Origin of the sequence: Variovorax sp. V213 (assembly GCF_041154455.1) — a bacterium.
Lineage (GTDB): Bacteria > Pseudomonadota > Gammaproteobacteria > Burkholderiales > Burkholderiaceae_C > Variovorax.
On record NZ_AP028664.1, the window covers coordinates 3,588,550 to 3,612,398 of the forward strand.

The following is a 23,849-nucleotide window of genomic DNA, read 5'->3' on the forward strand; positions in this document are numbered from 1 at the left end:
GTGAGTCACGGACTGCAGGTTCGAAAGCCGAAGAAGCCGTCGTCGCGGCCCGGCAGTGCAAAGCCGCGGCGCCGCGGCGAGCGCAGGCGCGCGCGGGTTGCGAACGAGGCGCCGCGCAGCACGCGCGCCCGGCCGAATGCGGGGATGGGATCGAACTCGCTGCCCGCACTCCACGGATCGGGCCGAAAACCGGGCCAAGGCCGCAGCGTGTTGGCCGTCCACTCGTGCACGTCGGCCCAGCGAAAGCCGCGGCGTGCCGCCGTCAGCGCCGCAATCTCCCATTCGACCTCGGTCGCGATGCGCCGGCCGGCCCACCGCGCCCAGGCATCGGCCTCCCACCAGCTCAGGTGCACCGCGCTGTGGTGGCCGGCCGCGCGCACGGTGGAGCCGAAACGGTGCTGCAGCACCGAGCCGCCCGTGCCGTGGCGCGCCGCCCCGATCTGCTCGACATGGCGCGGCCCGCGCCGCCCCTCGATCTGCGAAGCCAGCCAGCGCCATCCTTCGGGGTGCCAGAGTTCCTCGCGGTCGTAGCCCCCTTCGTCGACGAACTCGATGTACTGGTTCCACGTGACGGGCTGGGCGTCGATCTCGAACTCGGGCACGTCGACACGGTGCACGCCGCGCTCCTGCGCAAATGCGAAGCCGCAGCCCTCGGGCAGGCCGAGCTCCCAGCGCGTGGCGGGCAGCAGCAATGGCTCGCGCGTGACGGAGGTGGGCGTCGGCTCGATGCCCAGCGGCAGCCCCAGGGTCTGCGCCATGACGATGAGCTGCTCTCCGCGCAGGTCTTCATGGAACAGCGCCAGGCGGTAGAAGTACAGCCCCGGATCGGTCTCGGCCGCATGCTCGAGCAGTTCGAGCGTGCTCTCCAGCGTCTCGAGCAGGTAGGCCTTGGTCTGGCCGAGGTCCGGCATGCCGGGTGACCACAGCTGTGCCCGCGACGCGTGGGCCGGATTCCACCAGTCGTCGGCGTTGGGATCGATGGCGGCCAGCCGGGTCGGCCGCACCGGGCAATCGGCGCCGAAGGCCCGCTGCGTATTGCGCCCTATCCACCATTCGGCGAACCAGCCGATGTGCCCGGCAAGCCAGACGGGCGGAACGACGCTGGCGTCGTCGGTGCGCGCCACTGCCAGCGCGGGCGAGCCCAGCGCCTGCTCGTAGAGCGACAAGAGGTGGAGCGTGTGGTTGCGCGCATCGATCAGGGCCAGCGACAGCAGTTCGCGGCCCGCCCGCTGCATGTCGGGCGAATCGATGGAGTGCGGCAAGCCCGCGGGCAGCAGGGGCGGCGACGACGAGGGCATGTTTCATTATCGCGAGCCGCGGCGTTGCCGCGGCACATCGCCCCTGCGCCTACGGGAATACACCGCCCGGCCCTGGACGAAAACAGCTTGTTGCACCGATAAAATCGCGCGTCCGCCAAAGCCCCGACCGCCGCCCGCCGGTGGAGTCCGGGCGCTTTTGCATCCAACGCATCCATTTCCCTCTGGAGAAGAGCATGAATTTCCTGCTCAGATTTTCGCGCGCGGTCGATTGGCTGAACGGCCAGATCGGCAAGTACGTGATCTGGCTCATCCTTGCGTCCACCCTCATCAGCGGCGTCAATGCCGTGGTCCGGAAGGTCTTCAACGTCAGTTCCAACGCCTATCTCGAGGTTCAGTGGTACCTGTTCGCCGCGTCTTTCCTGATCGCCGCGGGCTATACCCTCCTGAACCAGGAACACGTGAAGATCGACGTGATCCTCAGCCGCCTCTCCAAGCGCGGCCAGATCTGGGTCGACATCATCGGCTTCACCTTCTTTCTCACGCCGGTCTGCCTGGCCATCCTCTGGTATGGCATTCCATTCTTCTTGCAGGGCTTGCGCTCGGGCGAAATGTCGAACAACGCCGGCGGGCTGATCCGCTGGCCCGTCTACGCCATGATCCCGCTGGGCTTCGGGCTGCTGATGTTGCAGGGGTGGTCCGAACTCATCAAGCGCATCGCCTTCCTGCAGGGCCGCATCGACGACCCCACGCACAAGCGCGAAGAGAAAACCGCCGAAGAAGAACTGGCCGAGTCGATCCGCCGGCTTGCTGAATCCAACGCCAAAGGCTGAGCGGTAGAACCCCATGGAATTCATTGCACAAAACTTCGCCCCGATCATGTTCGCGGGGCTGATCGTCTTCCTGCTGTTCGGCTTCCCGGTGGCGTTCAGCCTCGGTGCCTGCGGCCTGTTCTTCGGCTTCGTCGGCGTGGAGCTCGGCCTGCTGCCCGAAGCGCTGCTGCAGGCGCTGCCGCTGCGGGTGTTCGGCATCATGCAGAACGACACGCTGCTGGCCATTCCGTTCTTCACGCTCATGGGGCTGATCCTCGAGCGAAGCGGCATGGCCGAAGACCTGCTCGACTCGATCGGCCAGCTCTTCGGCCCCGTGCGCGGCGGCCTGGCGCTGGCCGTGATCTTCGTGGGTGCGCTGCTCGCGGCCACCACCGGCGTGGTCGCGGCCTCGGTCATCTCGATGGGGCTGATCTCGCTGCCGATCATGCTGCGCTACGGCTATGACCGGCGGCTTGCCTCAGGGGTGATTGCGGCATCGGGCACGCTGGCGCAGATCATTCCGCCTTCGCTGGTGCTGATCATCATGGCCGACCAGCTCGGCCGCAGCGTCGGCGACATGTACAAGGGCGCATTCGTGCCGGGCTTCATGCTGACCGCCATGTACGCGGGCTACGTGATCCTGCTGGCCATCTTCAAGCCCAAGTGGGTTCCGGCCCTGCCGCTCGAAGCACGCACTTTTCGCGAACCGAACGGCAGCAGCGGCCTGCCGTCGCTGCTGGTGCTGACCACCATCGCCACGGCGGCAGCCGTGTTCTTCGCCAAGCACATCGCCGACGTCCACACCTGGTGGACCGGTCAGCCTGTGGCCACCGTTGCCACCGACGAAACGATCGTGGTGTCGATGTGCGTCGGCGTGCTGCTGGCCTTCCTGATTGCGGTGGCCAATCGCCTGCTGCGGCTGCGCCTCCTGTCGCGCATCGCCGAGCGCGTGACCTTCGTGCTGATCCCGCCATTGCTGCTGATCTTCCTGGTGCTGGGCACCATTTTCCTCGGCGTGGCGACCCCCACCGAAGGCGGCGCAATGGGTGCACTCGGGGCCTTCATCATGGCCATGGTGCGCGGCCGCCTCAGCATGCGGCTGCTCAAGCAGGCGCTCAATACCACCACCAAGCTGTCTTGCTTCGTGGTGTTCATCCTGATCGGCTCGACCATCTTCAGCCTGGTTTTCCAGGGCGTGGACGGACCACGCTGGGTCGAGCACCTGCTGACCGGCATGCCCGGCGGCCAGCTCGGCTTCCTGATCCTGGTGAACGTGCTGATCTTCTTCCTGGCGTTCTTCCTCGACTTCTTCGAGCTCTCGTTCATCGTCGTGCCGCTGTTGGCACCGGTCGCGCACAAGCTCGGCATCGACCTGATCTGGTTCGGCGTGCTGCTGGCGGTGAACATGCAGACTTCGTTCATGCATCCGCCCTTCGGCTTTGCACTGTTCTACCTGCGCAGCGTGGCACCGACCAAGGCCTACAACGACAAGGTCACGAACGAACGGATCGAACCCGTCACCACCATGCAGATCTACTGGGGCGCGGTGCCGTTCGTGCTGATCCAGATCATCATGGTCGGCTTGATCATCGCGTTCCCGGCCATCGTCTCGAGCGGACTCGACAAGGAGGTTGCGATCGACCTCGACAAGATCGGTGCCGAGATGCAGGCCAACATGCCGAAGGACGATTCGCAGCCCGCCCCCGAGCCGGAACCCGGTGCGTCGGCACCGGCCGGTGGCGAAGCGCCTGCGCCCTCGGCCGCGGAAGAAGATCCGATGAAGGCGATGCAGGAACAGCTCGACCGGGACGCCGGCAAGAAGTAGCCCGAAAGCTGCAGCGAGCCCTCAGGGGCTCGCGCCGCTCTTCCTTCTCTCTCCTTCTCTCCTTGGCTAGCCCCCAACAAAAAGCCCCGCGATGCGGGGCTTTTTGTTGACCGGAATATGACCGCCTATCAGAGCTTGAGCGTGGACATGAACGAGTCGAAACGCGATTCCGCAAAACGGAACCAGAGCACCTGGTCGCGCTGGAAGTTGCGGAAGTCGGCGTAGATCTTCTTCCACTCGGGGCTCTTGGCGTCGTTCTCGGCGTACACCTCGAGCGAAGCCTTGTAGGCGGCGTCCATCATGGCTTGCGAGAACGGCAGCACCTTGGTCTTGGCTGCCACGAGCTGCTTGAGCGCGACGGGGTTCAGCGCATCGTACTTGGCGAGCATATCGGACGAAGCCACGGCCGCAGCTGCTTCCACGATGGCCTTGTTCTCGGCCGAGAGGCCGTCGAATGCTTTCTGGTTAATGAAGAAGTCCACTTCCGGACCACCTTCCCACCAGCCGGGGTAGTAGTAGAACGGCGCCACCTTGTTGAAGCCGAGCTTCTGGTCGTCGTACGGTCCCACCCATTCGGCGGCATCGATGGTGCCCTTTTCGAGCGCCTGGTAGATCTCGCCGCCCGGCAGGCTTTGCGGCACGGCGCCCAGCTTCTGCATGACTTCACCGATCAGGCCGCCCCCCAGGCGCATCTTCATGCCCTTGAAATCGGCAACGGACTTGATCTCCTTGCGGAACCAGCCGCCCATCTGGCAGCCCGTGTTGCCGCCGCCGAAGCTCAGCATGTTGTACTTGGCGTAGAACTCGTTCATGAGCTTGCGGCCGTTGCCGTGCATCATCCACGCGTTCATCTGACGCGAGTTCAGGCCGAACGGAATGGCCGAGCCGAGCGCAAACGCGGGGTTCTTTCCATAGAAGTAGTAAGGCACGGTGTGGCACATCTCGACCGAACCGTTCTGCACGCCGTCCACCACGCCGAAGGGAGGCATCAGCTCGCCACCGGCATGAACCGAGATTTCGAACTTGCCGCCCGACATGGCCTTGACCGCCTTGGCGAACACTTCCGCACCGCCGTAGATGGTGTCGAGCGACTTGGGAAAGCTCGACGCCAGGCGCCAGCGGACGGCGGCTTGCGCATGTACTGCGGGCGCAATGCCGGCGGCCAGAACGCCAGCGATGCCGGCGTTTTTGATGAGGGAACGACGATCCATTGAATTCACTCCGAGTGCATTGGAAAAAACGAAACGCGGCTTGTGGCCGCGTCGACGACTTTTGTAAGTCGTCGTGATTGTAAAAACGCGCTTACACGCGGCCGGCCCGGGTTTACCCTGCGACGGAGCCGAAGCGCTGCGTGATCGAGGCTTCGATGCCCGCTGCATCGAGGCCGATCGATGCGAGCAGCTTGCCCGGATCGCCATGCTCGATGAATCGGTCGGGCAAGCCCAGTTGCAGCACCGGCTTCTGCACGTTGGCAGCCTGCAACGCCTCGAGCACCGCGCTGCCCGCGCCGCCCATGACGGCGCCCTCTTCGAGCGTGACGATGGCGTCGTGCGTGCCTGCCACCTGCAGCAGCAGGTCGACGTCGAGCGGCTTGGCCCAGCGCATGTTGACCACCGTGGCATCGAGCGATTCGGCCGCGGTGAGCGCCGGGTACAGCAGGCTGCCGAACGCGAGGATGGCAATGCGCTTGCCTTCGCGGCGCACCTCGCCCTTGCCGAAAGGCAGCGCGTCGAGCGCGAGGTGCGGCGTCACGCCGGCACCCGCTCCGCGCGGATAGCGCACGGCCACCGGGTGGTTCTGCTCGTAGGCGCTCGACAGCAACTGGCGGCACTCGCGCTCATCGGCCGGGCAGGCAATGCTCATGTTGGGAATGCAGCGCAAGAACGAGATGTCGTAGGCACCCGCGTGCGTGGCGCCGTCGGCACCCACGAGGCCTGCGCGGTCGAGTGCGAACACCACCGGCAGGTTCTGTATCGCGACGTCGTGGATGAGCTGGTCGTACGCGCGTTGCAGAAAGGTCGAGTAGATGGCGACCACCGGCTTCAGGCCCTCGCAGGCCAGGCCGGCCGCAAACGTCACCGCATGCTGCTCGGCAATGCCGACATCGTAGTAGCGGTCCGGAAAGCGCTGCTCGAACTCGACCATCCCCGAGCCCTCGCGCATCGCGGGCGTGATGCCCACGAGCCGGCCGTCGTGCGCCGCCGTGTCGCACAGCCACTGGCCGAAGACCTGCGTGAAGGTCTGCTTGGCCACCGCGGTGGGCTTGACCAGCCCGACCTGAGGATCGAACTTGCCGGGGCCGTGGTAGGCCACCGGGTCGGCCTCGGCGAGCTTGTAGCCCTGCCCTTTCTTGGTGACCACGTGCAGGAACTGCGGGCCGTCGAGATGCTTGAGATTCTCGAGCGTGGGCACCAGGGAATCGATGTCGTGGCCGTCGATCGGGCCCACGTAGTTGAAGCCGAACTGTTCGAACAGCGTGGCCGGGACCACCATGCCCTTGGCATGCTGCTCGAGGCGCTTGGCCAGTTCGAACAACGGCGGCGCGGCGCGCAGCACGCTCTTGCCGACGTTCTTGGCGGCGGCGTAGAAATTGCCGCTCATCAATTGCGCGAGGTAGCGGTTGAGTGCGCCCACCGGCGGACTGATCGACATGTCGTTGTCGTTCAGGATCACCAGCAGCTTGCAGTCGCATACGCCGGCGTTGTTGAGCGCCTCGAAAGCCATGCCGGCCGTGAGCGCGCCGTCGCCGATGATGGCCACGGTGTGGCGGTCCTCGCCCTTCTGCTTGGCCGCCATGGCCATGCCGAGCGCGGCCGAAATGCTGGTGGACGAGTGCGCGGTGCCAAAGGTGTCGTATTCGCTCTCGCTGCGCTGCGGAAAGCCCGAGATGCCGCCGATCTGCCGCAGCGTGGGCATGCGCTCGCGCCGCCCCGTGAGAATCTTGTGCGGATAGGTCTGGTGGCCCACGTCCCACACCAGCCGGTCGTGCGGCGTGTTGAACACATGATGCAGCGCGACCGTGAGCTCGACCGTGCCGAGATTGGAGCTCAGGTGGCCGCCGGTACGTGAGACGTTGTCGAGCACGCAGGCGCGCACCTCGTCGGACAGCTGCTTGAGCTGGGCGCGGTCGTAGTGGCGGATCGGCGACGGATCGTGAAGCGTGGGAAGCAGCGGAGCCATGGGATCGTCGTGGTTCTTCTTATCCATCAGTGAACTGTTCATCGGTCGCGGTCGACGACCATGTGGGCCAGTGCGCGCAGTGCCGCGGTGTCGGCAAGGCCGCTGCGGTCCAGCGCTGCAAGCGCTTCGGCAAGCAGCTGCCGTGCCTGTGCCCGCGCACCGTCGAGGCCCCACAGCGAAACGTAGGTGGGCTTGTCGGCGGCCGCGTCCTTGCCGGCCGTCTTGCCGAGGGTTTGCGAATCGGCGGTGACGTCGAGGATGTCGTCGACCACCTGGAACGCCAGGCCGATGGCCGCGCCGTAGTCACGCAATGCATTCAGCGCGGCAGGCGCCACGGCACCGGCACAGGCGGCGCCCATCTCGACGCTGCCCTGCAGCAGCGCGCCGGTTTTCAGGCGATGCATTTCGCGCAGCTGCGCTTCGTTCAGCGCCATGCCGACGCTGGCAAGGTCGATGGCTTGGCCGCCCGCCATGCCCTGGCTGCCTGCGGCGCGCGCCAGCAGGCGGCACAGCATGGCCTGGGTCGAAGCCGGAATTTCGTCGCCGTCGGGCGTCAGCAGTTCGAAGGCCAGCGCCTGCAATGCATCGCCGGCGAGTAGCGCATCGGCCTCGCCGAACTTGACATGCACCGTGGGCTTGCCACGCCGCAGCACGTCGTTGTCCATGCTCGGCAGGTCGTCGTGCACCAGCGAGTAGGCGTGAATCAGTTCCGTTGCGCAAGCCGCGCGCAGCGCCGCGGCCGCATTGCCGCCCACCGCTTCGCTCGCGGCCAGCACCAGGAGCGGACGCAGCCGCTTGCCACCGTCGAGCACGGCGTAGCGCATCGCTTCACCGAGCAGCACCGGCGCATCGACCCCGACCCAGCGCGAAAGCGCCGCTTCGACGCGCACCAGATGCGGTTCGCTCCAGCCGGCCAGCCGGCCAGCATCCCAATTGACCACAGCCCCGCTCATTCGGCCGCCCAGGGCTTGAGGCTCCCCGCGTCGAGCACCTTGATCTGGTCTTCGACCGCCTGCAGCTTCTCGCGGCAGAAAGCGAGCAATGTGGCGCCGCGCTGATAGCTGCCAAGCAACTGATCGAGCGGCAGCTGGCCGGACTCGAGTTCTGCAACCAATTGTTCCAACTCCTGGAGCCCGGCTTCGTAGCTGGCCGGCAGCGGCCCCGTGTCGGGCGTGGCTGCCGGGCTGGACGTGGCGGAAGAAGGGACCTTGGGCATGCGAGCGAACGAGTGTGAAATCAAGCATTTTAGGTCGGGGAACCAAAGGGCCGCCGGCCGCCCCGAAGCATGCGGCAGATGGCGGCCGAATGGCCCATGAGTGTCGGCCACGGCCCGTCCGGCGCGGGCATATGCAAAGCCATGGGCGCTGCGGTGCCCCCTTGGGTACAATCCCAGCTTCACTTGCCGGCTAACCCGGCACAACTCTTCGGGCCGTCGCCCTTTCGGACTCCAGTCGGCGCCTTCCGTTTTTTCTCCTTTTTCTCCCTGTGGGGAGCTTGGTCAGGTCCTCCATGTCTGATTTAAGTCTTCAACTGCAGCAGGCCGCGAGCCAACTTCCAGTTTCCGCGTACTTCGACGAGTCGCTTTACGCGCGCGAAATGCAAACGCTGTTCGCGCAAGGGCCGCGCTACGTCGGCCACCGGCTCGCGGTGCCCGAGCTGGGCAACTACCACACCCTGCCGCAGGAGCACCAGGGCCGTGCGCTGGTGCACACGCCCAAGGGTGTCGAACTCATTTCGAACGTGTGCCGCCACCGGCAGGCTCTTATCCTGCAAGGCCGCGGACAGCTCGACAGCCAGACCGGCGGCAACATCGTCTGCCCGCTGCACCGCTGGACCTACGCGGCCGCCGACCCGCGCGCCACGGGCACGCTCATTGGTGCGCCGCATTTCGACCAGGACCCCTGCCTGAACCTGCACAACTATCCGCTCACCGAGTGGAACGGCCTGCTGTTCGAGGGCGGCCCGAACGGCGTGGGCCGCGACGTGGCGGCCGACATGGCCGAACTCGGCCCGCGCGCCGACCTGGACTTCACGGGCTACGCGCTCGACCGGGTCGAGCTGCACGAGTGCAACTACAACTGGAAGACCTTCATCGAGGTCTATCTCGAGGACTACCACGTCGGCCCTTTCCACCCGGGCCTGGGCAGCTTCGTCACCTGCGACGACCTGCGCTGGGAGTTCAACCGCAACTTCTCGGTGCAGACCGTGGGTGTGGCGAACCGGCTCGGCCGCGCGGGCAGCCCCATCTACCAGAAGTGGCAGGAGCAGCTGCTCAAGTACCGAGAGGGCAAGCCGCCCAAGTACGGTGCCATCTGGCTCACCTACTATCCGCACGTGATGGTCGAGTGGTATCCGCACGTGCTCACGGTGTCGACGCTGCATCCGGTAAGCCCCACCAAGACCCTCAACATGGTCGAGTTCTTCTACCCCGAGGAAATCGTGGCCTTCGAGCGCGAATTCGTCGAGGCCCAGCAGGCCGCCTACATGGAAACCTGCGTCGAAGACGACGAGATCGCCGAGCGCATGGACGCCGGGCGCCGCGCCCTCATGCTGCGCGGCGACGACGAGAGCGGCCCCTACCAGAGCCCGATGGAAGACGGCATGCAGCAGTTCCACGAGTGGTACAGAGCCGCAATGCAGACTACTGCCTGAATCGATGAGCGCCTCTTCGCACGGTGTGCCGGGAACACCGCGGAACCGGCTTTGCCGGGCCGCTGGCGTTGCCCCCGGCGAGGGGGGTCGAAAAGCGACGCGAAGTGCGCGAAGCCTGGGGGAGAGCCGATAGTGCAAGCACTCTGGATGGTGCTCGGCGCCTTCTTGTTCGCCACCATGAGCGTGGTCGTCAAGGTTGCCTCGGCCTGGTTCAACAGTGGCGAGATGGTGCTCGGACGCGGCCTGATCGGCATCGTGCTCCTGTGGCTTTTGGCGCGCAGCCGCGGTGTCTCGATGGCCACCCGCTACCCCGGCATGCACGCCTGGCGCAGCACCATCGGCGTGGTGTCGCTGGGTGCATGGTTCTATGCCATCGCCCACATGCCGCTGGCCACGGCCGTCACGCTCAACTACATGAGCAGCGTCTGGATCGCGGCCTTCCTGGTCGGCGGCGCGCTGCTCGCGTGGGTGCCGGTGCCCGGCCGCGACGGCCGCGTGCAGCGCCCGCCGCTGCAGGGGCCGCTGGTGCTGACGGTGCTCGCGGGCTTCGCGGGCGTGGTGCTGATGCTCAAGCCCTCGGTCAATGGCAACGAAGGTTTCGCGGGCCTGCTGGGGCTGCTTTCGGGCCTCACGGCGGCGTTCGCATACATGCAGGTGGTGGCACTCTCGCGCATCGGCGAACCCGAATTGCGTACCGTCTTCTATTTCGCGGTGGGCTCGGCAGTGGCGGGTGCCATTGCCACAGCCGCCACCGGGTTTTCGGGCGGGGGTGCGTGGACGTGGCAGCATGCGCTGTGGCTGCTTCCGATCGGCCTCTTGGCCGCCCTCGGGCAGCTTTGCATGACGCGCGCCTACGCCACGGCCAAGACCCAGGCCGGCACGCTCGTGGTGGCCAATCTGCAGTATTCCGGTATTGTCTTTGCGGCGTTCTACAGTGTGGTGCTGTTCGACGACCGCATCGACGCCGCCGGCTGGGCCGGCATGGCGCTCATCATCGTGAGCGGCATCGCAGCCACCGTGTTGCGCCAGCGCGCTGTGCCCAAGGCGCCGGCCGAAGAACACTGAACCGCATCGAACCGAATCGACAACGAAGGAACCCCGCCATGTACACCACCCTCGTCAGCGTCGAACAACTCCAGCAACTGCAGGCTGGCGACGTACCTCTCATGGTTTTCGACTGCAGCTTCGACCTCATGAAGCCCGAGGCGGGCGCACAGCAATATGCCGCCGCGCACATCCCCGGCGCCGTGTATGCGAACCTCGACACCGACCTCAGCGCGAAACACGGCGTACCGGGCGCACTGGGGGACGTGGTCATTGCGCAGGAAGACGGCGTGCCGGCCTCGGGCGGACGCCATCCGCTGCCGAGCCGCGAGAAGTTCGCAGCCTGGTTGTCGAGCATCGGTTTTTCCAACGACATGCAGGCCGTGGTCTATGACCGCAACGGCGCCAACTATTGCGGCCGGCTCTGGTGGATGCTCAAGTGGATGGGCCACGACGCGGTGGCCGTGCTCGACGGCGGCCTGCAGGCATGGCAGGCCGCGGGCGGCGAAGTCACGAACCGCGAAGAGCCGGCGCACTTCCAGTCGAATTTCGTGCCGGGCGAGCCGCTCGCGAAGCTCGTGACCACCGACGCCGTGGTGCGCCGGCTCGGCCAGCCTGACCAGAACCTGATCGACGCGCGCGCCGCCGCACGATTTCGCGGCGAGGTGGAACCTCTGGACCCGATCGCGGGTCACATCCCCGGGGCTTTCAATCGGCCCTTCGCCGAAAACCTCGGCCCCGACGGCAAGTTCAAGTCGGCATCGCAATTGCGTGCCGAGTTCGAAGCGCTGCTCGCGGGACGCGATCCGGCGACGGTCGTCCACCACTGCGGCAGCGGCGTGAGCGCTGTGCCCAACCTGCTTGCAATGCAGATCGCGGGGCTGGGGACCACCGCGCTCTATGCCGGCAGCTGGAGCGAGTGGAGCAACACGCCGGGGCTGCCGACCCGGCAAGGCGCAGAACCATGAAACAGATCCGACTTCGACGACGCATTTCATCCGGCTTCGCATTCGCCGCGGCATTGTTCGCAGCGGCCCCTTTTCTTTCAGCGCAGGCCCAGCAGCAGCACGCACACGTGCACGGCCAGCTCAAGCTTGACGTGGCCATCGACGGTCCCACCGTCGTGATCAACATGGAGTCGCCGCTCGACAACATCGTCGGCTTCGAGCGCGCGCCCAAGACCGATGCCGAGAAAAAGACCGTCGAAGATGCCGTCGCCCAGCTGCGCGCGGCGGACAAGCTCTTTGCCATCGACCCCGCCGCCAACTGCAAGCTCGGCCCGGTCGACCTGCGCTCCGGCGCGCTCGGCCTCGGCAACCCCGACCCGAGCGAGCCCCCGGGCCATGCAGACCTCGACGCCACCTTCTCCTTCAACTGCACCAACGCGGCCGCGGCAAAGTTCATCGACGTGAATCTTTTCGCCGCCTTCAAGGGCACGCGCCAGATCGATTCGCAGATCGCTTCGGCGCAAGGCCAGTTCAAGCGCCAGCTCAAGCGCCCTGCGGTTGCGCAAGCGAACCAGCCCGTACGCCTGAGCTGGGGCAAGTGACGCTGTGAGCACCGTCTCCCAGGGCGAGGCGTCGCCGCTGCGCGTGGTGCTCGCCATCGAAGCGCTGCGCTTCGCGTGGCCCGGCATGAAGGCGCCGTGCATCGACATCGAGGCCTTTCGCATCACGGCCGGCGAGTCGGTCTTTCTGCACGGCCCGAGCGGTTGCGGCAAGAGCACGCTGCTGTCCCTGCTGGCCGGCGTGCTGGTGGCCGACGAAGGCCGCGTCACGCTGCTGGGGCACGACTGGTCCCAGCTCTCGGGTGCCGCGCGCGACCGCTGCCGCGTGGCGCACGTGGGCTATATCTTCCAGCAGTTCAACCTGCTGCCGTATCTGAGCGTGCTCGACAACGTGCTGCTGCCCTGCCGCTTCTCGCAGCGGCGCGAATCGCAGGCCGCGCGCGGCGGCAGCTCGCGCGAAGAGGCGGAGCACCTGCTCGACCAGATGGGACTCGACCGCCACCTGTGGAAGCGCCAGGCCGTGCAGCTGTCGGTCGGCCAGCAGCAGCGCGTGGCCGCGGCCCGCGCGCTCATCGGCCAGCCCGAAGTGGTGATTGCCGACGAGCCCACGTCCGCGCTCGACGAAGACCGGCGCGAAGCCTTTCTCGACGTGCTGCTGACGGCCTGCGCGGTGAACCACAGCGCGCTCGTGTTCGTGAGCCACGACCAGCGCATCGCGCAGCGCTTTGCCCGGCATGTGCTGCTGCCCGAGATCAACCGTGCGGCTTCGGCTGCGATAGCGGTGGACGCATGAAGGCCTGCCGATGAGGGCACTTTTTTCGATCGCCTGGCACAGCGCCTGGAACCGGCGCTTCACGCTCGCGCTCACGGTGTTCTCGATTGCGCTGTCGACCTTTCTGCTGCTCGGCGTCGAACGCATCCGCACCGAGTTGCGCGAGAATTTCGCGTCGTCCGTGTCTGGCACCGACCTGATCGTGGGGGCGCGCGCAGGCTCCACGCAGCTGCTGCTGTACTCGGTGTTCCGCATCGGCGCGGCCACCAACAACATCTCCTGGAAGAGTGTGCAGGCGCTGGCCGCGCACCAGGGCGTCGACTGGGTGGTGCCGCTTTCGCTGGGGGACTCGCACCGCGGCTTCGCGGTGCTGGCCACCTCGCCCGAGTACTTCACACGCTTTCGCTATGGCGACCGCCAGCTGCTGAAGCTGCGCGAAGGCAAGCCCTTCAGCGAGCTGTTCGATGCGGTGGTGGGCGCCGAAGTGGCCGACAAGCTGGGCTACCACGTCGGCCGGAAGATCACGCTCGCGCACGGCAGCGGCGAGCTCAACACGGCCGAACATGCCGACAAGCCATTCACGGTGGTCGGCGTGCTCGCGCGCACCGGCACGCCGGTCGACCGCACGGTGCACATCGGCCTCGAAGCCATGGAAGCGATCCACCTCGAATGGGTGGGCGGCGCGCCGATGCCGGGCGTGAAGATCCCGGCCGAGCAGGTGCGCAAGTTCGACCTCACGCCAAAGAACGTGACGGCCGCGCTCGTGGGCCTGAAGAACCGCTCCGCCGTCTTCGGCGTGCAGCGCTGGATTTCGACCTACAACGGCGAACCGCTGATGGCCATCCTGCCGGGCGTGGCGCTCGACGAACTGTGGAGCGTGATCGGCATCGGCGAGAACGCGCTGCTGTTGATGTCCGCGCTGGTCGCGCTGGTGAGCCTTGCAGGCCTTGTCTCCGTGGTGATGGCGGGCTTGAACGAAAGGCGGCGCGAGCTGGCCGTGCTGCGTGCTGTCGGCGCCAGCCTGCGCCATGTGCTGGCGCTGCTCGCGCTCGAGGGCGCCATGGTCACCGTGCTGGGCGTGGCCTTTGGCGTGGTCATGGCCGTGCTCGGCATCGCCCTGCTCGCGCCATGGCTGCAGTCGCAGTTCGGGCTGACATTGAGTCTTTCAGAACCTACACTGAACGAATGGCTGCTGATGGGAAGCCTGCTGGTGGCGGGTTGGCTCGCAAGCCTGCTGCCCGGCATCCGTGCCTACCGGCTCTCGTTGGCCGACGGCCTCTCACCGAGGATTTAGACATGTACACCCCCAGTCTTCGCGCACTTCGTGTCGCTACGCCCACCCCCTTGCAGGGGGCAATACCAGCGGTCCGGCAAAGCCGGTTCCGCGGTATTCCTGGAACGGTTGCCCTGGCACTTGGAGCATCGATGCTTTCGTTGGCTGCATGGGCCGCCGAGCCCGCGCCCAAGGACACGACCGCATCGAACCCGCTCGGCGGCAAGGCTGCACCAGCCGCGACCGCCAAGGCCACGCCGGGCCAGCCGCGCCAGATCACCTGGGAAGAACTGGTGCCCAAGGACTGGGACCCGGCCAAGGAATTCAAGGGCATGGACCTCGCCGCGCTCAACGACGGCGACCCGCGCGCCAACGAGCTGCTCATGAAGATGCAGGAAGTGTCGAACAATGCGCCGACCAATCCGGCCATGAACGGCGCGGACATCAAGATCCCGGGCTTCATCGTGCCGCTCGAAGAAGCCAAGGGCGAGGTCACCGAGTTCCTGCTGGTGCCTTATTTCGGCGCCTGCATCCACACGCCGCCGCCGCCGGCCAACCAGATCCTGCACGTGGTCACGCCAAAGGGCGCCAAGTTCCGCGCCATGGACACCGTGTGGGTCACCGGCAAGCTGCAGACGCTGCGCAACGACTCGATGATGGGCGTGAGCGGTTATCACGTGAACGCAACCAGCGTCACCAAGTACGCGGGCGGCGCAAAGTAGGCCTCCCGAGCGGGTCTGTGGTTCTGCGCCGACAGCGCGGGCGGCGCAGCACCGACACAGACCGTTGCATCGGCGATGCAAGCTGGCGTCGTCGCCACAGGTGGCACGCCGTTGAAAGAGTTCAGGGCGTGACAAGGTCGGCGCCCACAGGAACTCCAGATGACAACACCATTTCGCCGCACGCCGGCCGCGCAGCTATTGACGATTTCGCTGTGCATCGGCGCGCTCGCCGTCGCCGGCTGCAGCAAGAACGACAACGCCCCTGGCGCCCAGGTGCCTGCACCTCCAGCGGTTGGCGCGCCCGCACCCGCACCGGCCGCTCCAGCGCCCGCAGCCTACACGCCGCCCTCGGCCGAGCAGCTCTACCAGCTCGTGGCACCCATCGCGCTGTATCCCGACAAGCTGGTGGCACAGGTGCTGGCCGGCTCCACCTATCCCGACCAGATCACCGCGGCGCATGGCTGGCTCCTGCAGAACGCCGCACTCAAGGGTGGTCCGCTCGCTGACGCAGCCAACCGGCAGCCCTGGGATCCGAGCGTCAAGTCGCTCACCGCATTCCGACCGGTGCTGGGCCAGATGGCCGGCAACATCGCGTGGACCGAGGCGCTCGGCCAGGCCTACTACAACGATCCGGCCGACGTGATGAACGCCATCCAGGTCATGCGCCAGCGCGCATCGGCGGCGGGCCGGCTCAAGAACAACGACAAGCTGCGCATCGCGAGCGCCGCGACACCGCAGAACTACAGCCCGGCGCCCGACATGCAACCCGTCTACGCCGGCCCCGCCGTGATCGAGCCACCACCGCAGTTCATCACCATCGAGCCGGCGCAGCCCGACGTGGTGTACGTGCCCAGCTACGACCCGCAGCGCATCTACGGCGAGCCGGTGCCCGTGTACCCCGGCTATGCGTATGCCCCGCCCGTCGAGGCCGCGCCCGGCTACAGCCGCGGCCAGATGGCGGCGGCCGGCGCATTCACCTTCGGGCTCGGCGTGGTCGTGGGCGCCGCACTTGAACGCCACGACTGGGGCTGGCGCTCATGGGACATGAACTGGGGCGCCCCGCGCTACCGGGATCGCGACCGCGACCGCGCGGCGCAGCCGGCCTACGCCCGGCCCGCGGTGGTCTACAACAACAGCACCTACATCTCGCGTTCGACGACGGTGGTCAACAACGTGCGCAACGTCTACAACAACAACGCGCCGCGCGGCGTGCCGACTGGCGCTCCCGCGGCCAATTTCGCGGGCGGCCCCGGACCGGGCATGGCTCAGCAACAGAACGCCCAGTTGGCGCAGCAACAGCAACAGCAACAGCAACAGCAACAACAACGAGAACAGCAAGCACGGCAACAGCAAGCCTTCATGCGCCAGCAGCAGGAGCAGCAACAAGCGGGGCAACAGGCCCAGCAATTGCAGGCACGCCAGCGCCAGCAAGAACAGCAGGAGCGGCAGGGGCGCCTTCAGCAGCAGCAGGATCGGTTGCAGCGCCAACAAGCCCAACAGGCGCAGCGACAGCAGCGGCAACAACCACGGCAACAGCTACAGGCGCCTGACACCCATCAGCCGCCGCCGCAGGCCCTGCTTCAACAACAGCAAGAACAAGCGCGGCGACAACAGGCCCAGCAACAGCAGCAACAGCAGCAACAGGCACGTGCGGCCAGCCGTCAGGCTCAACAACAACAGCACGCAACGCAGGACCCCCAGCAACATAGGCCATCGGCACAGCAGGAGCAATCACGGCGCCAGCAGATGCAACAGCAACAGCAACAGCAAGCCCAGCAGCAGGCCCGCGTGCTCCAGCAGCAGGCTCAACAGCAACAGGTGCAACGGCAGCAGGCGCAGCAACAGGCCCGACAACAGCAGCATCAAGAACAATTGCAACGGCAGCAGCAACAGGCGCAGGCCGCGCAACAGCAACAGCAACAGCAACAGCAACAGCAACGGCAACGGCAGCAGGCAATGCAGCAACAGCAGCAACAGCAGCAGCAACGCCAACAGCAACAGGCGCAGCAGGCTCAGCAAGTCCGCCAGCAGCAGCAACAGGCGCAGCAGGCTCAGCAAATCCGCCAGCAGCAGCAACAGGCCCAGCAGCACGCGGCTGCCGCGGCCGCAGCAGCCCATCGCCGCCCGCCCGGCCGCCCCGGCGAACCTCCCAAGGAGCAGCCCTGAAAGCGGCTGCCGCGAGGCCTGTTACTGCTTGCCGATTTCCGTCAGCAGCCGAGTGACAAGATAGAGGCGCGGCACGATCGAATCGACCTCGATGTATTCGTCGCGTGCGTGATAGCCGAAGCCCGCCAGGCCAAAGCTCTCGACCACGGTCGCCTTCCCCGAGCGGCCCGCATAGCCCGCATCAGTGCCGCCACCGGTCATTGGCGTGAGCGCGAGTTCGCGGTCGATTTCCTTGTAGATGGCCTGGGCCTTCTCGGCCAGCGCGCGGCCCTTCTCGCCTGCCACAAAGGCCGGGCGACCCACTTCGACCTTGACCGTGGTCTCGGTATCGGGCACCAGCTTGCCGCTCGCGAGCTTCGCTTGCAATGCCGCCTCCAGCTTCTTCTCGGCGCCGGGCTGCGTGATGCGGATGTCGCCGAGTGCCTGGGCCTTTTCGGTGATCTGGTTGATCGGGCCGGTCGCGCGCGCCACGGTCCAGTTGAGCGCGACGCCGGGGATGTCTTTCGCGACGTCCCTGGTCTGCAGCATCTGGTACGACAGCTCGTACAGGGCATTGCGCCCCAGCTCGGGTGCCGCACCCGCATGCGACGCACGGCCCTTCACGTCGAGCGTGGCCTGCGCGATGCCGGCCGCGCCCAGCAGCAGCGATTCACCCTTGGCCACCGACTTGGCGGCCGTCGGCTCGAACGACAGCACCGTGTCGTGCTGATCGGCTATGGCCGCGATGAGCTCGCCGGAGCCGACCGAGCCCACCTCTTCGTCGGGGTTCATGAGCACCGTGAGCGTGTCGTAGTCGCGCCAGCCCGCGTCGGCCAGGATCTTCAGCGAAGCCATCATGACCGCGAGCCCGCCCTTGTCGTCCGCAATCCCCGGTCCGTAGATGCGGTTGCCATCGACCTTGTAGGGCTGGCTGTTCAGGATGCCTGCGGCGTACACCGTGTCCATGTGGCCCTGCAGCATGATCCTGCGCTTGCCCGTGCCCTTGATGGTGCCGATGACGATGTCGGCGCCCGCGCCGGCCGTGGCCTTGCGCCGCTCGGTCTTGAAGCCAGCAGACCTGAGCCGCGTCTCCACCGCATCGGCCATCTTGAGCAGGCCATCGACATTCAGGCTGCCCGATTCGATCAGCACCATCTCCTTGAGGCTCTCGATCACCGCGGGCTGCGCCTTCTCGGCGGCGGCGAGCAGCTTGGCATCGGGCGCGGCGTGCACGGCGGCGGCAGCGCCAAGGGCGAGGCTGCAGGCCAGCGACACGGACCGCAGGGCAAGGAAGGACGAATGCAGGGTCATGATGATTTCTTGTCGGAGTGATCGGCGGGCGCCAGCATAGCGATCCTCGCCAGGATTCACGCGCAAATCGGCGACAGCAGGACGGTGCGGAGAAGCGTCAGGCCCCGCGGCCTCGCGTGGCTTTCTTTGTGGCGACTGCGGGCTTGGATTTGGGCGTAGGTTTGGATGACACCTTTTCCACCGGCCTGGCCGCGGGCGCCTCCCGCGCCGACCTCATGTGCCCGCTCTCCGCCGTGGTCATGCCCACGATCTTCGCGAGCTGCCGGCTCACGCTCACATAGGCGTGGCCGATGCGGCTGTCGAAATACAGAGAGTCGCCGCGCCCGAGGCGCACCATTTCGCCGTTGTCGAAGTGCACCTCGATCTCGCCCGACAGCACATAGGCGAATTCCTCGCCGGAGTGCCGCACGAAATCTTCCGGCCCATGGATGCGGCGCGCATGCACGGTGCCCACGATGGGGCTCATCTGCTTGCCGGCCGCCGAGGTGCCGAGGAATTCATATGCAATCGACAGGCCGCGGTACACGACGCCCTTCCCGGCCCGCGTGACGACCGGTCCGTCCAGTTGCGCGGGCTTGACGCCGGCGCCCGCGAACATGGCGTTCATGTCCATCTCCAGCGCGCGGCCCAGCGCGGTGAAGTTCTCGTAGCCGAGCGCCAGCTGCCCGCGCTCGGCGCGGGAAATGGTGGTGATCGACACGCCCGAGCGCTCGGCCAACTGCGCCAGCGTCCAGCCGAAGCGCTTGCGCGCCGCGCGCAGGCGATGGCCGAAAGTGGTGCGGTCCAGCGTGGGTGCCTCGTCCTTCGGCTTTGTCCCCGGCTTGGTCCCTGTGTGTGGATTCACGCTTGGCTTTCTCTTGTAATGCACCGCAATTCTGCCAGCCCGGTGCCGCGCCCTTCCATGCCGGCCCGCTCGCCGCAGGCCCGCAATTTGCGTATACGAGAATTGCGTTGACGCAAATTCCCCGATGCAGTGCACCATGGTTTCCCCTTGGTAGCTCGTATTTTATTTGCGTATCCGCAAATTTCTACCTACACTTTTCGCCGATGACCTCCAACTCTCCAGCGCCCACGGTGGCCGATTACCTCGTGATCGGCGGCGGCATTGCCGGGGCTTCCGTGGCCTATTGGCTCGCGCCCCATGCCCGCGTGATCCTGCTCGAACGCGAAGCCCAGCCGGGCTATCACTCCACCGGCCGCTCGGCCGCGCTCTTCATGGAAAGCTATGGCACGGCGCAGGTGCGCGCCCTCACCATGGCGAGCCGCGCCTTTCTCGAGCATCCACCCGAAGGCTTTTCCGAACACCCGCTGCTCACGCCGCGCGGCGCGATGATGGTCGCGAGCAAGGCGCACCTGCCGGAGCTCGAGGCGCACTGGGACGTGCTGCGTGCCATGAACACGGGCGCCAAGCGCCTCAGCGGCGAAGAAGCGCTCGCGATGGTCCCCGTGCTGCGGCCCGACCAGGTGGCCGGCGCCGTCTACGAACCCGATGCCGCGGACATGGACGTGCATGCCATTCACCAAGGCTATCTGCGCGGCATGCGGCAGGCCGGCGGCAAGCTGGTGTGCGATGCGGGCGTGACGGCCATCGAACGCATCGGCGACCACTGGCGCGTGACGGCTGGCGGCGCCGTCTACGAAGCGCCGGTGGTGCTCGATGCCGCGGGGGCCTGGGTCGACACCATCGCGCAGATGGCGGGCGTGCAGCCCATCGGCATCGAGCCGCGCCGACGCTCCGCCTTCATCTTCGCGCCGCCCGAAGGCAGCAGCGTCGCGCACTGGCCCATGGTGTTCGGCGCCGACGAAGGCTGGTACATCAAGCCCGATGCCGGCATGCTGCTCGGCTCGCCGGCCAACGCCGATCCGGTGGAGCCGCAGGACGTGCAGCCCGAGGAGCTGGACATCGCCTTCGCGATCCATCGCATCGAGGAAGCGACCACGCTCGCCATCCGCCGCCCCACCCGCACCTGGGCGGGCCTGCGTACCTTCGTGGCCGACGGCGACCTGGTGGGCGGCTTCGATCCGGATGCGCCGGGCTTCTTCTGGGTTGCGGCGCAGGGCGGCTACGGCATCCAGACTTCCGCGGCCATGGGCGAGGCGTGTGCCGCACTGGCACGCGGGCTGCCGCTGCCCGAACGCATCGCGGGCTTCGGCCTCACGGCCGGGATGCTCGGGCCGCAGCGGCTGCGCGCGGCGGCCGCCGCGGGCTGATCGAAACCAACACCAACCATCAGGATCTCGACCATGCGTGTCTTCAGTGCCTCCCTTGCCACCGAAACCAACACCTTCGGCCCCATGCCGACCGGCCTCGCGTCGTTCAGGGACCGGGGCTACTTTCCGGCCGGCCAGCACCCGGACGCGATGACGCTGTTCTCGGGCCCGCTGTGGGCCGCGCGCATGCGCGGCGCCGACAAGGGCTGGGAGCTGTTCGAGGGCATGGTGGCCGGCGCGCAGCCCAGCGGCACCACCACACGCCACGCCTACGAAACGCTGCGCGACGAGCTGCTGGCCGACCTGCGCGCGGCACTGCCGGTCGACATGGTGCTGCTGGGCCTGCACGGCGCCATGGTGGCCGACGGCTACGACGACTGCGAAGGCGACCTGCTTGCGCACGTCCGGCGGATCGTCGGACCCGGCGTGGTGGTTGGCGCCGAGCTCGATCCGCACAACCACCTGACGCCCGAGATGGTCGCCAACGCCGACGTGATGATCTCGTTCAAGGAATATCCGCACACCGACGTGCTCGAACGCGGCCTGGAACTGGTGGACATCTGCGCCGCCACGGTCGAAGGCAAGGTGAAGCCGGTGGCCGCGGTGGTCGACTGCGACATGATCGTGACCGTCCACACCTCGCGCCAGCCGGCGCGCGGTTTCGTCGAGCGCATGCAGTCGCTCGAAGGCAAGGACGGCGTGCTGTCGATCTCGCTCACGCACGGCTTCTCCTGGGGCGACGTTCCCGAGATGGGCACCAAGGTGCTGGTCTACACCGACGGCGACAAGGCCAAGGCGGATGCGCTGGCCCGCCAGCTCGCCGATGAAGTCATCGCCATGCGCGACGGGCTCGCGATCGACTACCCGGACATCGATGCCTCGCTCGACCAGGCACTGGCCTTCGACGGCGGCCCCGTGGTGCTGGCCGACGGCGCCGACAACCCCGGCGGCGGCGCCGCCAGCGACTCCACCTTCATCCTGCGCCGCATGGTCGAGCGCGGCATCGCCAACGCGGCCATCGGCCCGATGTGGGACCCGATCGCGGTGCGCATCGCTTTCGATGCCGGCGTGGGCGCCAAGCTCGCGATGCGCATCGGGGGCAAGATCAGCCCGCTCTCGGGCGACCCGATCGACCTCGACTGCACCGTGAAAGCGCTGCGGCACGACCTGGTGATGACGGGGCTCGCGGGCACGCCCACGCTCATGGGCGACAGCGCGCTGGTCGAGGCCAACGGCATCGAGATCGTGCTGATCACGCTGCGCAACCAGGCCATGGGCACCGACCTGTTCACGCAGCTGGGCTGCGATCTCGCGGCCAAGAAGATCGTCGTCGTGAAGTCGTCGCAGCACTTCTACGCCTCCTACTCGAAGGTCGCCAGGCACGTGATCTATGCGGGCGCTCCCGGTGCGGTGACGCTCGACCTGAACACGCTGCCCTACCGGAAGGCCCGCCTGCCCAAGTGGCCCATCGGCGCTGCCGCCTGACCCGCGCGCTCCTTCTTTCTCTCTCTCTGCTTATTGCCCCACCGGAGAACCGACGATGAAACGACGAACGCTCGCAGCCCTTGCCACCCTGGCGCTTTCAGCCGCGTGCCTGCCGGCGCTCGCCCAGACGCCGCCCAAGACACTCAAGGTGGTGGCGCATGCCGACCTGAAGATCCTCGACCCGACCTTCACCACCGCCTACATCTCGCGCAACTTCGGCTACATGGTGTACGACACGCTCTTCGCGCAGGACGCGAACGGCAAGCCGCAGCCGCAGATGGCCGAAAAATACACCACCTCCAAGGACGGCAGGCAGTGGAGTTTCACGCTGCGCCCGGGCCTGAAGTTCTCGGACGGCAGCGCCGTGACTTCAGCCGACGCCATTGCCTCGCTGCAGCGCTGGGCCGCGCGCGACAGCATCGGCCGCGCCATGGTGGCCGGCGGCGCCGAATGGAAGACGGTGGACGCGCGCACCTTCACGCTCACGCTCACCGAGCCCTTCGGCCTGGTGCTCGAAGGGCTGGCCAAGCCGTCGAGCTTTCCGCCGGTGATCCTGCCGGAACGGCTCGCAAAGATGCCCGCGACCGCGCCGCTGCCCGAAGTGATCGGCTCCGGCCCCTTCATCTTCAAGCGCGACGAATGGGTGCCGGGCAACAAGACCGTGTTCGTGCGCAACCCCGGCTACGTGCCGCGCAGCGAACCGCCCAGTGGCCTGGCCGGCAGCAAGAAGACCACCTTCGACCGCGTCGAATGGCTCTATCTGCCCGATGCCAACAGCGCCATTGCCGCACTCAAGCGCGGCGAGGTCGACCTGGTGGAACAGGTGCCGCCGGACTACATCGCGCCGCTGCGCACCGATTCGAGCGTGAAGATCGGCTCGGGCGGCACCTACCAGGGCTTCCTGGTCATGAACCACCTGTTGCCGCCTTTCAACAACCCGAAAGTGCGCCAGGCGTTGCTGCAGGCCGTGAGCCAGGAACGCATCGTCGCGGCCATGGGCTATCCGCTGGACATGCGCATGGCCTACTGCCAGACCTTCTTCATCTGCGGCAGCCCCAACGACACCGCCGCGGGCGCCGAGCCCTACCGCAAGGCCGACGTGGCCAAGGCCAAGAAGATGCTCGCGGACGCCGGCTACAAGGGCGAGAAGGTCACCATCCTGGTGCCGAGCGACGTCACCTACCTCAATGCCGAAGCGCTGATGGCCGCGCAGACCATGCGCAGCATCGGCATGAACGTCGACGCACAGACCATGGACTGGGCCTCCATCGGCGCGCGCCGCGCCAAGCGCGACGCACCGGAGGCCGGCGGATGGAACATGTACGTCACCGTGGCCGGTGAGTTCGACGTCAACTCCCCCATCACCAATGCCTACCTGAGCGCGGCCTGCGGCAACACGCTGCCCGGCTGGCCCTGCGACAAGCCGCTCGACGACCTGCGCAACGCCTGGCTCAAGGAAACCGCACCGGCCAAGCGGCGCGAAATACTCGACGCCTTCCAGGCCCGCGCCTACGAAGTAGTGCCGTACATCAACGCAGGCCAGTACTCGGCGGCATTTGCCGCCCGCGCCAGCCTCAAGGGCACGGACAAGCTCTGGGCCGGCATGCCGACGGTCTGGATGCTCGACAAGTAACGGCACCCTCCCGGCAGCACC

Annotated in this window: 20 protein-coding genes; 13 read left to right on the top strand and 7 right to left on the bottom strand. The window is 66.9% G+C overall.

The genetic code is table 11. From position 1 onward, the window contains the following. Positions 1-5: 5 nt before the first annotated feature. On the bottom strand, positions 6-1,298 hold the full coding sequence (locus ACAM55_RS17105; protein WP_369652687.1) for an SUMF1/EgtB/PvdO family nonheme iron enzyme: 1,293 nt from the start codon (positions 1,296-1,298) through the stop codon (positions 6-8). 194 nt (positions 1,299-1,492) lie between these two features. Between ACAM55_RS17105 and ACAM55_RS17110 the strand changes: the two genes are divergently transcribed. Both ACAM55_RS17110 and ACAM55_RS17115 read left to right on the top strand, forming a co-directional pair. Further along, a complete protein-coding gene (locus tag ACAM55_RS17110) occupies positions 1,493-2,089 on the top strand; it encodes a TRAP transporter small permease subunit (protein WP_369652688.1) in 597 nt (198 codons plus the stop codon). Between the two features lie 13 nt (positions 2,090-2,102). Further along, a complete protein-coding gene (locus ACAM55_RS17115) occupies positions 2,103-3,893 on the top strand; it encodes a TRAP transporter large permease subunit (protein ID WP_369652689.1) in 1,791 nt (596 codons plus the stop codon). Between the two features lie 128 nt (positions 3,894-4,021). On the opposite strand, the gene ACAM55_RS17120 is transcribed toward ACAM55_RS17115, so the two are convergent. The 4 genes from ACAM55_RS17120 to ACAM55_RS17135 form a co-directional block, all read right to left on the bottom strand. Continuing rightward, positions 4,022-5,104 (bottom strand): TRAP transporter substrate-binding protein, encoded by a 1,083-nt coding sequence (locus ACAM55_RS17120; RefSeq protein ID WP_369652690.1) that lies wholly within the window; start codon positions 5,102-5,104, stop codon positions 4,022-4,024. 112 nt (positions 5,105-5,216) lie between these two features. Continuing rightward, entirely contained in the window at positions 5,217-7,073 is a 1,857-nt protein-coding gene (gene dxs / locus ACAM55_RS17125; RefSeq protein WP_369652691.1) for a 1-deoxy-D-xylulose-5-phosphate synthase, read from the bottom strand. A 38-nt stretch (positions 7,074-7,111) separates the two neighbouring features. Then, the gene (locus ACAM55_RS17130; protein ID WP_369652692.1) at positions 7,112-8,026 is read right to left on the bottom strand and encodes a polyprenyl synthetase family protein; all 915 of its coding nucleotides are present in this window, start codon (positions 8,024-8,026) and stop codon (positions 7,112-7,114) included. Then, on the bottom strand, positions 8,023-8,289 hold the full coding sequence (locus ACAM55_RS17135) for an exodeoxyribonuclease VII small subunit (protein ID WP_369652693.1): 267 nt from the start codon (positions 8,287-8,289) through the stop codon (positions 8,023-8,025). The genes ACAM55_RS17130 and ACAM55_RS17135 overlap by 4 nt, the downstream gene beginning before the upstream one ends. Positions 8,290-8,582: 293 nt before the next feature. Between ACAM55_RS17135 and ACAM55_RS17140 the strand changes: the two genes are divergently transcribed. From ACAM55_RS17140 to ACAM55_RS17175, 8 genes are all read left to right on the top strand, one after another. Continuing rightward, a complete protein-coding gene (locus ACAM55_RS17140; RefSeq protein WP_369652694.1) occupies positions 8,583-9,725 on the top strand; it encodes an aromatic ring-hydroxylating dioxygenase subunit alpha in 1,143 nt (380 codons plus the stop codon). A 147-nt stretch (positions 9,726-9,872) separates the two neighbouring features. Continuing rightward, the gene (locus ACAM55_RS17145) at positions 9,873-10,790 is read left to right on the top strand and encodes a DMT family transporter (protein WP_369656419.1); all 918 of its coding nucleotides are present in this window, start codon (positions 9,873-9,875) and stop codon (positions 10,788-10,790) included. A 38-nt stretch (positions 10,791-10,828) separates the two neighbouring features. After that, complete coding sequence (locus ACAM55_RS17150; protein ID WP_369652695.1) at positions 10,829-11,737, top strand: sulfurtransferase; 909 nt, start codon at positions 10,829-10,831, stop codon at positions 11,735-11,737. Next, entirely contained in the window at positions 11,734-12,318 is a 585-nt protein-coding gene (locus ACAM55_RS17155) for a DUF2796 domain-containing protein (protein ID WP_369652696.1), read from the top strand. Before ACAM55_RS17150 ends, ACAM55_RS17155 begins: the two co-directional genes overlap by 4 nt. A gap of 4 nt (positions 12,319-12,322) precedes the next feature. Then, positions 12,323-13,069, top strand: coding sequence for an ABC transporter ATP-binding protein (locus tag ACAM55_RS17160; RefSeq protein ID WP_369652697.1), 747 nt, complete (start codon positions 12,323-12,325; stop codon positions 13,067-13,069). A gap of 10 nt (positions 13,070-13,079) precedes the next feature. Continuing rightward, on the top strand, positions 13,080-14,342 hold the full coding sequence (locus ACAM55_RS17165; protein WP_369652698.1) for an ABC transporter permease: 1,263 nt from the start codon (positions 13,080-13,082) through the stop codon (positions 14,340-14,342). A 131-nt stretch (positions 14,343-14,473) separates the two neighbouring features. Next, the gene (locus ACAM55_RS17170; RefSeq protein WP_369652699.1) at positions 14,474-15,043 is read left to right on the top strand and encodes a DUF3299 domain-containing protein; all 570 of its coding nucleotides are present in this window, start codon (positions 14,474-14,476) and stop codon (positions 15,041-15,043) included. Between the two features lie 159 nt (positions 15,044-15,202). Continuing rightward, on the top strand, positions 15,203-17,209 hold the full coding sequence (locus ACAM55_RS17175) for a DUF3300 domain-containing protein (protein ID WP_369652700.1): 2,007 nt from the start codon (positions 15,203-15,205) through the stop codon (positions 17,207-17,209). A gap of 21 nt (positions 17,210-17,230) precedes the next feature. Here ACAM55_RS17175 and ACAM55_RS17180 read toward each other — a convergent pair whose 3' ends face one another. Both ACAM55_RS17180 and ACAM55_RS17185 read right to left on the bottom strand, forming a co-directional pair. Next, positions 17,231-18,499: a glutamate carboxypeptidase gene (locus ACAM55_RS17180; protein WP_369652701.1), complete on the bottom strand. Its 1,269-nt coding sequence runs from the start codon at positions 18,497-18,499 to the stop codon at positions 17,231-17,233. A gap of 97 nt (positions 18,500-18,596) precedes the next feature. Continuing rightward, on the bottom strand, positions 18,597-19,343 hold the full coding sequence (locus ACAM55_RS17185; protein WP_369652702.1) for a helix-turn-helix domain-containing protein: 747 nt from the start codon (positions 19,341-19,343) through the stop codon (positions 18,597-18,599). 203 nt (positions 19,344-19,546) lie between these two features. On the opposite strand from ACAM55_RS17185, the gene ACAM55_RS17190 reads away from it, so the two are divergent. Genes ACAM55_RS17190 through ACAM55_RS17200 form a run of 3 tightly spaced genes read left to right on the top strand, consistent with a single transcriptional unit; the run spans position 19,547 to position 23,828 of the window. Beyond that, the gene (locus ACAM55_RS17190) at positions 19,547-20,710 is read left to right on the top strand and encodes an NAD(P)/FAD-dependent oxidoreductase (protein ID WP_369652703.1); all 1,164 of its coding nucleotides are present in this window, start codon (positions 19,547-19,549) and stop codon (positions 20,708-20,710) included. A 33-nt stretch (positions 20,711-20,743) separates the two neighbouring features. Continuing rightward, positions 20,744-22,195, top strand: coding sequence for a M81 family metallopeptidase (locus tag ACAM55_RS17195; RefSeq protein WP_369652704.1), 1,452 nt, complete (start codon positions 20,744-20,746; stop codon positions 22,193-22,195). Between the two features lie 55 nt (positions 22,196-22,250). Next, on the top strand, positions 22,251-23,828 hold the full coding sequence (locus ACAM55_RS17200; protein ID WP_369652705.1) for an ABC transporter substrate-binding protein: 1,578 nt from the start codon (positions 22,251-22,253) through the stop codon (positions 23,826-23,828). Positions 23,829-23,849: the final 21 nt, after the last annotated feature.